This is a genomic window from Paracoccus sp. 08, from assembly GCF_024105395.1.
GTDB lineage: Bacteria > Pseudomonadota > Alphaproteobacteria > Rhodobacterales > Rhodobacteraceae > Paracoccus > Paracoccus marcusii.
In genome coordinates, this window is the sequence record NZ_WEKR01000011.1 from 29,925 (window position 1) to 42,869 (window position 12,945).

The window sequence follows — 12,945 nt, forward strand, 5'->3', positions numbered from 1 at the left end:
CGGGGCTTGCGCCGCCGCCCGTCCCGCGCCCATCATGCCCCAACGTTTGGGAGGACGACCATGACCCGCGCCTTTGCACTTGCCCTGATGCTGGGGCTTGCCCCCCTGCCCCTGATCGCGGCCGAGGCCGGCGACGCGGTCTTTGCCGAACGGGGCCCTTGGGATCTGGGCGACAGGACGCTGGAATGGCAGATGACCGTCACGGGCCCGATGGCCGAGGGGTTCCGCCCAACCGAGGACGGCCGCATCACCCTGTCCCAGGACATCGACCCCAGCGATCAGCAGCCGATCCTGGAACTGACCCAGAAGGCCGGGCCGATCGACCGCACGATCGGGCCGTTCCCGATCTCTTCGGGTGATCCGGTCCTGACCTTCTTTCTGGAACAGACGACCCGCGACATGGCCGCGCTGACCGGAGGCAGCCCTTTCTATATCCGCAACCGCATGAAGGAGGCGCTGTTCCGGGGCGGAGAGGTCACGACCACCGACGGCGGCATCACGGCCAGCTTTCAGCCCTTCATCGCGGACAAGAATGCAGAACGCATGCACGGCTTCCAGACTCTGACGTTGACCTTCGTGATGGCTGCGCCGGACGAGCCCATCCGCGAGCTGCGCGCCGAAACCGATGCCGCGGCGGGTTATCGCAACAAACTGGTGCTGCAATGATCCGCGCGGGCGCCTGTGCACTGGCGCTGGCCCTGACGGCGGCCCCGGCATCGGCGCAGGCAGTGAACGATTATCCGACCAATGCGCGGGTCGAATACGCCTTTGCCTGCATGGCGACCAACGGGCAGACGCGCGACATGCTGGACCGCTGTTCCTGCGCGATCGACCGCATCGCCGAGGTGCTGCCCTATGCCGATTACGTCGGCGCGGAAACCATCCTGCGGATGCGCCAGACCACCGGAGAGCGGTCCGGCATGTTCCGCGGCATGGCCGCCCTGACCGAGACCGTGGCCACCCTGCGCCGCGCCGAGGCCGAGGCCGAGATCATCTGTTTCTGACCGCCGCGCTCTACAGCGACAGGCCGATCCCCGCGCCCGCCGCCAGCGCCAGGATCGCGACCAGCAGCAGCGTCCCGGAACTGCGCGGCTGGATCAGGGTCAGGCGCGCCTCCTCGGGGTGGGCGCGTTCCCATAGGGCCTGCTCGATCATCCGTGGCAGCAGCGGGCCGTACCGGCCCACGGTCTGCGCGATATGGGTCAGGTCGCTGATCGCGGCCTTGGGGCCGACGCTGGCCTTGATGTAATCGGACACCACCGGCTTGGCCGCGTCCCAGATGTTCAGCTGCGGGTCCAGCGACCGGGCCACGCCCTCGACGACGACCATGGTGCGTTGCAGCAGGATCAGCTCTGTCCGCGTGGGCATGCCGAAGCGTTCCGTCACCTCGAACAGATAGGACAGCAGGTTGCCCATGCTGATGCGGCTGGCATCGGCACCGAAGATCGGCTCGCCCACGGCACGCAGGGCGCGGGCAAAGGCGGCCTCGTCGCGGTCGCGGGGGACGTATCCGGCCTCGAAATGCACGCGCGCGACCAAGCGGTAATCGCGCTGGATGAACCCGTACAGGATCTGGGCATAGACCCGGCGGGTGTATTCGTCGATCTCTCCCATGATGCCGAAGTCATAGGCGATGATGTCGCCGTTCGCCGCCACCTTGAGGTTGCCGTGATGCATGTCGGCATGGAAGAACCCGTCGCGCAGCGCATGCGACAGGAACAGCTGGATCACCCGGCGCGCCAGTTCGGTCGTGTCGTGACCTGCGGCGATCAGCGCGTCGCGGTCGCCCATCGGCAGCCCCTCGGCCCAGTCGGCGGTCAGCACGCGACGCGACGACAGCGCCCAATGCGGCATGGGGATCTGAAAGCCCGCGTCCCGCGCCGTGTTTTCCGCGAATTCCGACGCGGCCGCAGCCTCAAGGCGCAGGTCCTGTTCGCCGGTGACCGTCTGTTCGAAGTGGCGCACCACGTCGCGCGGCCGCAGGCGGCGGGTGCCGGGGGACAGAAGCTGGATCAGGCGGGCGCCGAAATGGAACGCGTCGATGTCGCGCTTGAACGCGGCCCCGATGCCGGGGCGCACGACCTTGACCGCGACCTCGCGCCCCGTCTCGCGGACGCGGGCGCGGTGGACCTGTGCGATCGAGGCGGCGGCGACGGGTTCGGAAAATTCGCTGAACAGCTGGTCGACCGGGGCGCGCAGCTCGGCCTCGATGGCCTTCTTGGCCAGGTCGGTGGGAAAGGGCGGCAGGCGGTCCTGCAGCATGCGCAGCTGCCCGGCCATTTCCGGGCCCACGACATCGGCGCGCGTCGACAGGATCTGCCCGAACTTGATGTAGGCCGGCCCCAGCGCGGTGATCGCCCGGGTGATGGGCGGCAGGGTCGGATCGCCCTTGTAGCCCAGCCAGCGGAAGGGCCAGCCCATGACCCGCGCGGCCAGGCGCAGGCGGATCGGCGCATCGACCGCGTCCAGGACGGCGGCCATCGCACCCGTCCGTTCGAAGGTCGCACCTGTCCTGATCAGACGCAAGATGTTGTGGGGACCGCGCATATGCCTACAATTTCCAGCCGGAATGCAGGGCGGCGATGCCCATCGACAGATTGCGCCACTGCACCCTGTCAAAGCCCGCGTCACGGATCAGGGCGGCAAAGCTGTCCTGATCGGGAAACTTGCGGATCGATTCGACCAGGTATTGATAGCTGTCGCGATCACCCGTCACTACTTGCCCCATCGCCGGGATCACGTTGAAGCTGTAGCGGTCATAGGCCCATTGCATCGCCGGCACCGGGATCTGGCTGAACTCAAGCACCATCAGCCGGCCGCCGGGCTTCAGCACGCGGTACGCCTCGGCCAGCGCATCGGGAATACGCGTCACGTTGCGGATGCCAAAGCTGATCGTGTAGCGGTCGAAGCTGTTGTCGGCAAAGGGCAGCGCCATCGCGTCGCCCGTGACCCAGGCCAGCCGGTCCGCCTTGTCGACGGCATCGGCGCGCTTGCGCCCCTCGACCAGCATGGATTCGGTCATGTCGCAGACGGTGACCCGCGCGCCCGGCGCCCGGTCCAGGAACCGGAACGCCACGTCGCCCGTGCCGCCCGCCACGTCCAGCAGGTGCTGTCCGTCGCGCGGCGCCAGCCAGTCCATCATCGCGGTCTTCCAGACGCGGTGGATGCCCACGCTCATTAGGTCGTTCATCACGTCGTATTTCGACGCGACCGAGGAGAAGACCTGATGGACCATGCCGGCCTTCTGATCCTCGTCCACGGTCTGAAAGCCGAAATGGGTCTGCCTGTTGTCCGTCATGCGCTTGCCGTTTGCCTGTTCCATTGCCAGATAGGTCCGGCGTGCCGCGCGCACAATGCGACGAAAGGAACCCGATTGCCAGAACTGCCGGAAGTCGAGACCGTTCGCCGCGGCCTGCTGCCCCATCTGGAAGGCGCGCGCATCGCCCGCGCCCAGATCAACCGCCCGGACCTGCGCTGGCCCCTGCCGGTGGACCTGATGCAGGTGCTGACGGGCGCCACCGTCACCGCGCTGCGGCGGCGGTCGAAATACCTGCTGGCCGACCTGGAAGGGCGCGGCACGGTCCTGTGGCACCTAGGCATGTCCGGCCGCATGCTGGTCGAAGGTGCGGGCCTGGCGGGGTTCCACCGCGATCCGGGCATCCATGCGCGCCACGACCATGTCGTGCTGATCACGGATGCGGGCACGACCGTCACCTTCAACGACGCGCGACGGTTCGGCATGGTCGACCTGATCCGCGAGGGCGCGTCCCATCCCCTGCTGGACCATCTGGGCCCGGAACCCTTCGACCCGGTCTTCACGCCCGCCTATCTGCAGGCTGCCTTTGCCGGTCGGCGGCTGCCAGTGAAACAAGCGCTGCTGGATCAGCGCATCGTCGCGGGCCTGGGCAACATCTATGTCAGCGAATCGCTGTGGCGCGCAGGCATCGATCCGCGCCGGGCGGCGGGACGGATCGGGGCCGCACGCATCGCGGCGCTGGTGGGCCATGTCCGCGACGTGCTGACCGACGCGATCGCCGCGGGCGGTTCCAGCCTGCGCGATCACCGGCAGGCCAGCGGAGAGCTGGGCTATTTCCAGCACAGCTTCCGCGTCTATGACCGGGCGGGCCAGCCCTGCCTGCGGGACGGATGCGGCGGCACCATCGCGCGGATCGTGCAATCGGGGCGGTCGTCCTTCTACTGTCCCGCCTGCCAGAGGTGAACGATTGGACGACTGCGCGGGCCTCTGCTAGGACGGGGGCCACGCAATCTGCCAACGAGGTCCAAGCCTATGGCTTATGAAACCATCATCGTGGAGATCGAGGACGAGGTCGCCCTGATCCGGCTGAACCGCCCCGAGGCGCTGAACGCGCTGAACGCCACGCTTCTGGACGAGCTGTCGGCCGCGCTGTCGGATGCCGACCGCAACGACAAGGTCCGCTGCATCGTCCTGACCGGCAGCGAAAAAGCCTTTGCCGCCGGCGCCGACATCAAGGAGATGTCGACCAAGACTTTCGTCGAGGTCTACGAATCCGACCTGTTCGGCGCCCAGATCGAGGCGATCACCCGGGTCCGCAAGCCCATCATCGCCGCCGTCAGCGGATACGCCCTGGGCGGCGGATGCGAACTGGCGATGGTCTGCGACTTCATCATCTGCGCCGAGAACGCCAAGTTCGGCCAGCCCGAGATCAACCTGGGCGTCGTCGCGGGCATCGGCGGCACGCAGCGCCTGACGCGGTTCGTGGGCAAGTCCAAGGCCATGGACATGAACCTGACCGGCCGCTTCATGGACGCCGCAGAGGCCGAGCGGTCCGGTCTGGTCAGCCGCGTCGTGCCCACCCCCAAGCTGATTCCCGAGGCGATGGCCGCCGCGCGCAAGATCGCCGAAAAGTCCCAGATCGCCACCAAGACCGTCAAGGAGGCCGTGAACCGCGCCTATGAGACGACGCTGCGCGAGGGTCTGCTGTTCGAGCGCCGGTCCTTCCATGCGCTGTTCGCGACCGAGGACCAGAAGGAGGGCATGGCCGCCTTCCTGGAAAAGCGCGAGGCGCAGTTCCGCGACAGATAAGGGTTTTCTTTTCGGCAAGGCTGGCCTATACGCCCCGACTTACATGCGTGTGGGCCCGCTTTGGCAAGAATCATGTCCGTCCCGAACGGGGACGGCGCCATGGGGCTTTTGCACGTTCGAAATTTAGACATGCAACTGACCCGATAGGAAGACACCCATGGCTAACACGCCCCAGTCCAAGAAACGCGCCCGCCAGATCGAACGTCGCACCGACGTCAACAAGGCCCGCCGTTCGCGCATCCGCACCTATATCCGCAAGGTCGAAGAGGCCATCGCCTCGGGCAATGCCGATGCGGCCGCGCTGGCGCTGAAGACCGCGCAGCCCGAACTGATGCGCGGCGTGACCAAGGGCGTCGTGCACAAGAACACCGCGTCGCGCAAGATCTCGCGCCTGGCGGCCCGCGTGAAGGCGCTGTCGGCCAACTGATCCACAGGCCTGACGGGGCCCTGAGACACGCGTTCCACGCCCTTCGGGGCACCGGAATACAGCATCGGGTGCAGGCGAAAGCCCTGCGCCCGATTTGCGTTTCTGCACCTGCGACATTTTGAAAAATCGAACGAATTCAAGCAATTCAGAAAATTGTTAATCGAGTCAAAGGCATCGCAGATTCGCTTGGACCAAGTTGCTGTCAAGCGCAGAGTTCGGTTGCAGCTATCCACAAGCTGGGGCTAGTTTCCTCCTTGCGATTCACGTCGCTTGGGGACGGGCCGGGCCCTGTGGACAGATCTTCGGATCCGTCCGGGACGACGGCCGGGCCGCGAAGAACACCTCTTCCGCCTTCGGGTTCCCGACATCCGGCTGCCACCGGGTGTCCGGGGACCTGTGTCCAGGACCGAAAACGGGCTGATGCCCCTTGATCGACCGCGTTCGCGGTCGCGGGGGCAGCGTTTTTGCGTGCCACCCGGATGACGTGAATTCTGTCCCGTCGGATCAACCGGCGGGGATTGGGGACAGATGGGAAACGGGACGATGATGGACAAGATCTGGGGTCAGGCATGCGCCGAGCTGGAACAGAGCGTGGGGCCGAACAATTACAACCACTGGATCAAGCCGCTGCGCCTGATGGCGATCGACGACGGGGCCGCGCGATTCGTCAGCCCGACGCGCTTCATTTCTGACTGGGTCGGGCGTCACTTTGCCAAGGACATTATGCGGTGCTGACCCGCCATGGCGCCCCGGTCGAGCGTCTGCGCTTTGACGTGGGCAGCGCCGCGGCGCGCCCCTCGGCCCAAGCCGCCGCCCCCGCGGGCCAGCCGGCCGAGGCGCCGACCACCCGCGCCGCCCGCACCGATCTGGGCGCGCCGCTGGACAGCCGCTTCACCTTCGGGAACTTCATCGTCGGCAAGCCGAACGAGCTGGCCCATGCCGCCGCCCGCCGCGTGGCCGAGGGGGGCCCCGTGGGTTTCAACCCGCTGTTCCTCTATGGCGGCGTGGGCCTGGGCAAGACGCACCTCATGCACGCGATCGCGCATGACTATCAGGCGCGCCACCCGTCGGCGCAGGTCCTGTACCTGTCGGCCGAACAGTTCATGTACCGCTTCGTGCAGGCGCTGCGCGAAAGCTCGATCATGGACTTCAAGAGCATGTTCCGGAACGTGAACATGCTGATGGTCGACGACGTGCAGTTCATCGCCGGCAAGGACAGCACCCAGGAGGAGTTCTTCCACACCTTCAACGCGCTGGTCGATCAGGGCAAGCAGATCGTCATTTCCGCCGACCGCGCCCCGGCCGAGATCAAGGGCCTTGAGGAGCGCATCAAGTCGCGCCTGTCCTGCGGGCTGATCGTGGACCTGCACCCGACCACCTACGAGCTGCGCCTAGGCATCCTGCAGTCCAAGACGCAGGCCTTCCGCGCCCAGCAGCCCGACCTGGAGATCGGCGCGGGCGTGCTGGAGTTCCTGGCGCATCGCATCACCACCAACGTCCGCGTCCTGGAAGGCGCGCTGCAGCGCCTGTTCGCGCATGCAAGCCTGCTGCGTCGCGAGATCACGCTGGAGGTGGCGCAGGAATGCCTGGCCGACATCCTGCGGACCAACGACCGCAAGATCAACATCGACGACATCCAGCGCAAGGTGGCCGAGCATTACAACATCCGCCTGGCCGACATGATGGGTCCGAAACGCGCGCGCAACGTCGCCCGGCCCCGCCAGATCGCGATGTACCTGTCCAAGCAGCTGACCAGCCGGTCCCTGCCCGAGATCGGCCGCCGCTTCGGCGGACGCGACCACACCACGATCATGCACGGCGTGCGCAAGATCGAGGAGCTCTTGGTCGAGGACAGCGCCATGGTCGAGGACATCGCCGTGCTGAAGCGGATGCTGGAAGCCTGATCACGAAAATCTTGTGACTGCCCGCGCGGGCGGCTACACATCAGGTCCGGCAGGGGCCGCAGAGCCATGGGACAGGGGAAACTGATGAAATTCTCGATCGAGCGCGCCGTTCTGGTCAAGGCCGTGTCGCAGGCCCAGTCGGTCGTGGAACGCCGCAACACCATCCCGATCCTGGCCAACGTGCTGATCGAGGCCACCCCCGAAGGCGTCAGCTTCCGGGCCACCGACCTGGACACCGAGGTCGTGGACCGGGCCGTGGCCCAGGTCGAACGCCCCGGCGCCACCACCGTCAGCGCCGTGATGCTGAACGAGATCGCGCGCAAGCTGCCCGACGGCGCCCTGGTCCAGCTGGCCAGCGACGACGCCTCGGGGCGGCTGTCGGTTCAGGCCGGGCGGTCGTCCTTCAGCCTGGCGACCCTGCCGCGGGCCGATTTCCCGGTCATGGCCAGCAGCGAATACAGCGCGAACTTCAAGGCGCCCGCATCGGTGCTGCGCCGGCTGTTCGACAAGTCGAAATTCGCGATCTCGACCGAGGAGACGCGGTACTATCTGAATGGCGTCTACATGCACGTGGCCCAGTCCGAGGACGGCCCCGTCCTGCGCTGCGTGGCGACCGACGGGCACCGCCTGGCCCGGATCGACGCGCCCCTGCCCGCGAACGCGGATGCGATGCCCGGCGTGATCGTGCCCCGCAAGACCGTCGGAGAGCTGCGCAAGCTTCTGGACGACGACGAGGCCGAGATCGCCGTGTCGGTCAGCGAGACCAAGGTCCGCTTTGCCACGCCCACGATCACGCTGACCTCCAAGGTCATCGATGGGACGTTCCCCGATTACAGCCGCGTGATCCCGCAGGGCAACGCCCGCAAGCTTGAGGTGGACGCCGCCGACTTTGCCCGCGCCGTCGACCGCGTGGCGACCGTCAGCAGCGAACGTTCGCGCGCGGTCAAACTGTCGCTGGACGCGGACCGGCTGGTCCTGTCGGTCAACGCCCCCGATGCCGGCGCCGCCGAGGAGGAGCTGATCGTGGCCTATGCCGACGAGCCGCTGGAGATCGGCTTCAACGCCAAGTACCTGCAGGAGATCGCGGGCCAGGTCGATCGCGACAATGCGGTGTTCCTGTTCAACGGCTCGGGCGACGCCGCCCTGATCCGCGAGGGCAGCGATCTCAGCGCGGTCTATGTCGTCATGCCGATGCGCGTGTGACACTGACGGCGCTGCGGCTGTCCCAGTTCCGGTCCTGGCCGCGGCTGGACCTGTCGCTGGACGCCCGCCCCATGGCGATCCACGGGCCGAACGGGTCCGGCAAGACGAACATCCTGGAAGCGCTGTCCATGCTGGCGCCGGGCCGCGGTTTGCGCGCTGTGGCCGCCCCCGATCAGGCGCGGATGGGCCCCGATGCGGGCTGGCGCCTCCGCGCCACGCTTGGCGATCACGCGGTCGAGACCGCGGCGCCTCCTGGCCAACCCCGCCATGTCATTCTGGACGACAAGCCCGTGACCCAGACCGCGCTGGCCCGGCTGGTGCGGGTCATCTGGCTGGTGCCCGCGATGGACCGGTTGTGGTCGGACGCACCCGAAGGGCGGCGGCGGTTCCTGGACCGGGTGACCCTGTCGCTGATGCCCGACCACGCGGACCTGGCGCTGGCCTATGACAAGGCCATGCGTGAACGCAACCGCCTGCTGCGCGATCAGATCGGCGATCCCGGCTGGTACCGCGCACTGGAGACGCAGATGGCCGAGGCCGGCGCTGGCCTGACCCGCAACCGTCAGGCGGCGCTGTCCGCCATCATGGCCGCGCAGGACGGCGGCACGGATTTTCCGGCCGCACGCCTGACCCTGCTGGCCCAAGACGGCTTTGCCGACGATGCCGATCCCGCCAGCATCGCCGCGCGCCTGGCCGCCACGCGCCACCGCGACATGGCCGCCGGGCGGACGCTGACCGGGGCGCATCGGGCCGATCTGGGCGCCAGCTGGGGGCCGCAGGACATGCCCGCCGCCCAATCCTCGACCGGAGAGCAGAAGGCATTGCTGCTGTCGCTGATCCTGGCCAATGCGCGGGCGCTGTCGGACCAGCCGGTCCTGCTGCTGCTGGACGAGGTCGCGGCGCATCTGGACGCCGACCGGCGCGCGGCCCTTTACGACCGCATCACCGACCTGCCCGCCCAGACCCTGCTGACCGGCACGGGGCCGGAACTGTTCGACGCCTTCGGCCCGCGCGCGCGCAGCCTGGCCGTGACCAAGACCGACGGCGCCTCAGCGGCATGCGAGGCCGCATGACGCTGAGCGTGCAGGCGATCTGGCTGTATGCGGGCGCGCTGGCGGCGATCTGGCTGACGCCCGGCCCGGTCTGGGTGGCGATCATGGCGCGGGGCCTGTCGTCCGGCTGGGCGGGGGTCTGGCCGCTGGCGCTTGGGGTGGCGATCGGGGACATGATCTGGCCTCTGATCGCCATCTTCGGTCTGACGCTGCTAGTGGGCGATCAGGCGGCCCTGCTGTCGGTCCTGCGCTGGATCGCGGTCGCGGTCTTTCTGGGCATGGGCATCGGGCTGCTGCGCCACGCCGGGCAGGCCGTGGACAGCGACAGCCGCCTGACCCGGCGTGGTGGGTGGGCGGGCTTCAGCGCGGGCCTGCTGGCCATCGCGGGCAACCCCAAGGCGGCGCTGTTCTATGTCGGCGTGCTGCCCGGTTTCTTCGACGTGGCGCGGCTGACCGGGCGCGATGTCGCGGTGATCGTGGGGATGTCGGGGGCCATTCCTTTCCTGCTGAACCTGGGCATGGGCGCCACGCTGGCCGCGCTGCGTGCCCGTCTGGCGACCCCCGCGGGGCTGCGGCGGATGAACTTGGCATCGGGCTGGCTGCTGATTTTCGTGGGGCTGGTGCTGGGTGCGGGCCAGATCTGGGCAGGCCGGGCATAAAACCCGCCGACGGGGCCGAAAAACCCAGCCAAAGCCGTGACTTTGCCCCTGCGAAGGCCTATATCAAGACATGACGAACAGAAAGCCCGACGCATGACCGACACCGCCGCCCAACCCGCTTTGTACGACGCCGATTCCATCAAGGTTCTCAAGGGTTTGGACGCCGTGCGAAAGCGTCCCGGCATGTATATCGGCGATACCGACGACGGGTCCGGCCTGCACCACATGGTCTATGAGGTCGTGGACAACGGCATCGACGAGGTCCTGGCCGGCCATGCCGACTTCGTGCAGGTCAAGATCCATGCCGACAGCAGCGTCAGCGTGCGCGACAACGGGCGCGGCATCCCGGTCGACATGCATGCCGGAGAGGGCGTCAGCGCGGCCGAGGTCATCATGACCCAGCTGCATGCGGGCGGAAAGTTCGACCAGAACAGCTACAAGGTGTCGGGCGGCCTGCACGGCGTGGGCGTGTCGGTCGTGAACGCCCTGTCCGACTGGCTGGAGCTGCGCATCTGGCGCAACGACAAGGAGCACTTCGTCCGGTTCGAGCGCGGCGACACCGTCAAGTCGCTGGTCGTGGTGGGCGATGCGCCGGGTGAAAGCGGGACCGAGGTGCGCTTCATGGCCTCGGCCAAGACCGTGCATCCGGACGGGACCTTCAGCAACCTGGACTATAGCTTCAAGACGCTGGAGAACCGCCTGCGCGAGCTGGCCTTCCTGAACAGCGGCGTGCGCATCATCCTGGAGGACGAGCGTCATGCCGAGGTCCAGAAGACCGAGCTGTTCTACGAGGGCGGCGTCAAGGAATTCGTGAAATACCTGGACCGGTCCAAGACCGCCGTCATGCCCGAGCCGATCTTCATCACCGGAGAGAAGGGCGGCATCGGCGTCGAGGTCGCGATGTGGTGGAACGACAGCTATCACGAGACCGTCCTGCCCTTCACCAACAACATCCCGCAGCGGGACGGCGGCACGCACATGGCCGGTTTCCGCGGCGCCCTGACCCGCGTGATCGGCAAATACGCGCAGGACAGCGGCATCGCGAAGAAGGAAAAGGTCGACTTCACCGGCGATGACGCGCGCGAGGGGTTGACCTGCGTGCTGTCTGTCAAGGTGCCCGATCCCAAATTCTCCAGCCAGACCAAGGACAAGCTTGTCTCCAGCGAGGTCCGTCCTGCGGTCGAGGGGCTGGTCGGCGAGAAGCTGGCAGAGTGGTTCGAGGAGAACCCGACCGAGGCCCGCCAGATCGTCGGCAAGATCATCGAGGCCGCCTTGGCCCGCGAGGCGGCGCGCAAGGCGCGCGAGCTGACGCGGCGCAAGACGGCAATGGATGTCGCCTCCCTGCCCGGCAAGCTGGCCGATTGCCAGGAGAAGGACCCGGCGCTGTCCGAGCTGTTCATCGTCGAGGGGGATTCGGCCGGCGGTTCGGCGAAACAGGGCCGCTCGCGCCAGAACCAGGCCGTCCTGCCGCTGCGCGGCAAGATACTGAACGTGGAACGCGCGCGGTTCGACCGGATGCTGGGCAGCGACCAGATCGGCACGCTGATCACCGCGCTTGGCACAGGAATCGGGCGCGACGAGTTCAGCCTGAAGAAGCTGCGCTACCACAAGATCGTCATCATGACGGACGCCGACGTCGACGGCGCGCATATCCGCACGCTGCTGCTGACCTTCTTCTTCCGCCAGATGCCGGAGCTGATCGAGGGCGGGCATCTCTATATCGCGCAGCCGCCGCTCTACAAGGTCGGGCGCGGCCGGTCCGAGGTCTATCTGAAGAACGAGGCCGCGCTGGAGGATTACCTGATCCAGCAGGGCGTCGAAGGGGCATCGCTGCGCCTGGCCTCGGGCGAGGAAATCACCGGCAACGACCTGGCCCGCGTGGTCGAGGAGGCGCGGGTGGCACGCCGCGTCCTGCGCGCCTATCCGACCCATTACCCGCCCCACATCACCGAACAGGCCGCGATCGCCGGGGCGCTGGTGCCGGGCCGCATCGACCAGGACGCCCAGGGCGTGGCCACCGACATCGCCGCCCGCCTGGACCAGATCGCCGAGGAGTACGAGCGCGGCTGGCAGGGACGCCCGACCCAGGATGCCGGCATCCGCCTGTCGCGCACCCTGCGCGGGGTCGAGGAGAACCGCACCCTGGACGGCCAGATGCTGCGCAGCGGCGAGAGCCGCAGGCTGGGCGAAATGACCCAGGCCCTGCAGGACATCTATGCCAAGCCCGCGCGCCTGATCCGCAAGGATCGCGACCAGCCGATCCATGGCCCCCTGGGCCTGCTGCAGGCAGTGTTCCTGGAGGGCGAGAAGGGCCTGTCCCTGCAGCGCTACAAGGGACTGGGAGAGATGAACCCCGAGCAGCTGTGGGAAACCACGCTGGACCCCGTCGCGCGCACCATGCTGCAGGTCCGCATCGAGGACGTGGCCGAGGCCGAGGACCTGTTCACCAAGCTGATGGGCGACGTCGTCGAACCGCGCCGCGAGTTCATCCAGCAGAACGCCCTGAACGTCGAGAACCTGGATACCTGAACGGCCCATGTTGCCCAAAGGTCACTGTCCATGCCCGTCACCGCGTGCAGGGACAGGGGCCAATGCGCGTTTTAATTGATCTTGGGCCGATTCTCTGCGCTGGATT

At 67.4% G+C, this 12,945-nt stretch carries 11 protein-coding genes and 1 pseudogene; 10 read left to right on the plus strand and 2 right to left on the minus strand.

Annotated features, from left to right (window positions below):
• The first annotated feature begins 60 nt into the window (after positions 1-60).
• Both GBO37_RS05775 and GBO37_RS05780 read left to right on the plus strand, forming a co-directional pair.
• On the plus strand, positions 61-666 hold the full coding sequence (locus GBO37_RS05775) for a hypothetical protein (RefSeq protein WP_252927755.1): 606 nt from the start codon (positions 61-63) through the stop codon (positions 664-666).
• A complete protein-coding gene (locus GBO37_RS05780; RefSeq protein WP_127897576.1) occupies positions 663-1,004 on the plus strand; it encodes a hypothetical protein in 342 nt (113 codons plus the stop codon). The genes GBO37_RS05775 and GBO37_RS05780 overlap by 4 nt, the downstream gene beginning before the upstream one ends.
• A gap of 10 nt (positions 1,005-1,014) precedes the next feature.
• Here GBO37_RS05780 and ubiB read toward each other — a convergent pair whose 3' ends face one another.
• Together ubiB and ubiE are read right to left on the minus strand one after the other, a co-directional pair.
• Positions 1,015-2,547, minus strand: a complete 1,533-nt coding sequence (gene ubiB, locus GBO37_RS05785; protein ID WP_217845143.1) for a 2-polyprenylphenol 6-hydroxylase — start codon at positions 2,545-2,547, stop codon at positions 1,015-1,017.
• A 4-nt stretch (positions 2,548-2,551) separates the two neighbouring features.
• Entirely contained in the window at positions 2,552-3,298 is a 747-nt protein-coding gene (gene ubiE / locus GBO37_RS05790; RefSeq protein ID WP_252927756.1) for a bifunctional demethylmenaquinone methyltransferase/2-methoxy-6-polyprenyl-1,4-benzoquinol methylase UbiE, read from the minus strand.
• A 75-nt stretch (positions 3,299-3,373) separates the two neighbouring features.
• Here ubiE and mutM point away from each other — a divergent pair, with 75 nt between their 5' ends.
• From mutM to gyrB, 8 genes and pseudogenes are all read left to right on the plus strand, one after another.
• On the plus strand, positions 3,374-4,219 hold the full coding sequence (mutM, locus tag GBO37_RS05795; protein WP_252927758.1) for a bifunctional DNA-formamidopyrimidine glycosylase/DNA-(apurinic or apyrimidinic site) lyase: 846 nt from the start codon (positions 3,374-3,376) through the stop codon (positions 4,217-4,219).
• Positions 4,220-4,288: 69 nt separating this feature from the next.
• Positions 4,289-5,065, plus strand: coding sequence for an enoyl-CoA hydratase (locus tag GBO37_RS05800; protein ID WP_046000574.1), 777 nt, complete (start codon positions 4,289-4,291; stop codon positions 5,063-5,065).
• 157 nt (positions 5,066-5,222) lie between these two features.
• Positions 5,223-5,492, plus strand: a complete 270-nt coding sequence (gene rpsT / locus GBO37_RS05805; protein WP_045982305.1) for a 30S ribosomal protein S20 — start codon at positions 5,223-5,225, stop codon at positions 5,490-5,492.
• 543 nt (positions 5,493-6,035) lie between these two features.
• Positions 6,036-7,396, plus strand: a pseudogene (dnaA, locus tag GBO37_RS05810) (chromosomal replication initiator protein DnaA).
• Positions 7,397-7,480: 84 nt separating this feature from the next.
• Positions 7,481-8,599, plus strand: coding sequence for a DNA polymerase III subunit beta (gene dnaN / locus GBO37_RS05815; protein WP_127897571.1), 1,119 nt, complete (start codon positions 7,481-7,483; stop codon positions 8,597-8,599).
• Positions 8,596-9,672 (plus strand): DNA replication/repair protein RecF, encoded by a 1,077-nt coding sequence (recF, locus tag GBO37_RS05820; protein WP_252927761.1) that lies wholly within the window; start codon positions 8,596-8,598, stop codon positions 9,670-9,672. The genes dnaN and recF overlap by 4 nt, the downstream gene beginning before the upstream one ends.
• Entirely contained in the window at positions 9,669-10,310 is a 642-nt protein-coding gene (locus tag GBO37_RS05825; RefSeq protein WP_045982301.1) for a LysE family translocator, read from the plus strand. The genes recF and GBO37_RS05825 overlap by 4 nt, the downstream gene beginning before the upstream one ends.
• A 93-nt stretch (positions 10,311-10,403) precedes the next feature.
• Positions 10,404-12,839, plus strand: coding sequence for a DNA topoisomerase (ATP-hydrolyzing) subunit B (gyrB, locus tag GBO37_RS05830; protein ID WP_045982300.1), 2,436 nt, complete (start codon positions 10,404-10,406; stop codon positions 12,837-12,839).
• The last annotated feature ends 106 nt before the right edge of the window (positions 12,840-12,945 follow it).

Bases quoted from the DNA above. Each gene is read 5' to 3' on its own strand.
- dnaN (WP_127897571.1), top strand. From the start codon at position 7,481: ATGAAATTCTCGATCGAGCGCGCCGTTCTGGTCAAGGCCGTGTCGCAG.
- rpsT (WP_045982305.1), top strand. From the start codon at position 5,223: ATGGCTAACACGCCCCAGTCCAAGAAACGCGCCCGCCAGATCGAACGT.
- GBO37_RS05775 (WP_252927755.1), top strand. From the start codon at position 61: ATGACCCGCGCCTTTGCACTTGCCCTGATGCTGGGGCTTGCCCCCCTG.
- gyrB (WP_045982300.1), top strand. From the start codon at position 10,404: ATGACCGACACCGCCGCCCAACCCGCTTTGTACGACGCCGATTCCATC.
- GBO37_RS05825 (WP_045982301.1), top strand. From the start codon at position 9,669: ATGACGCTGAGCGTGCAGGCGATCTGGCTGTATGCGGGCGCGCTGGCG.
- ubiB (WP_217845143.1), bottom strand. From the start codon at position 2,547: ATGCGCGGTCCCCACAACATCTTGCGTCTGATCAGGACAGGTGCGACC.
- GBO37_RS05800 (WP_046000574.1), top strand. From the start codon at position 4,289: ATGGCTTATGAAACCATCATCGTGGAGATCGAGGACGAGGTCGCCCTG.
- ubiE (WP_252927756.1), bottom strand. From the start codon at position 3,298: ATGACGGACAACAGGCAGACCCATTTCGGCTTTCAGACCGTGGACGAG.
- GBO37_RS05780 (WP_127897576.1), top strand. From the start codon at position 663: ATGATCCGCGCGGGCGCCTGTGCACTGGCGCTGGCCCTGACGGCGGCC.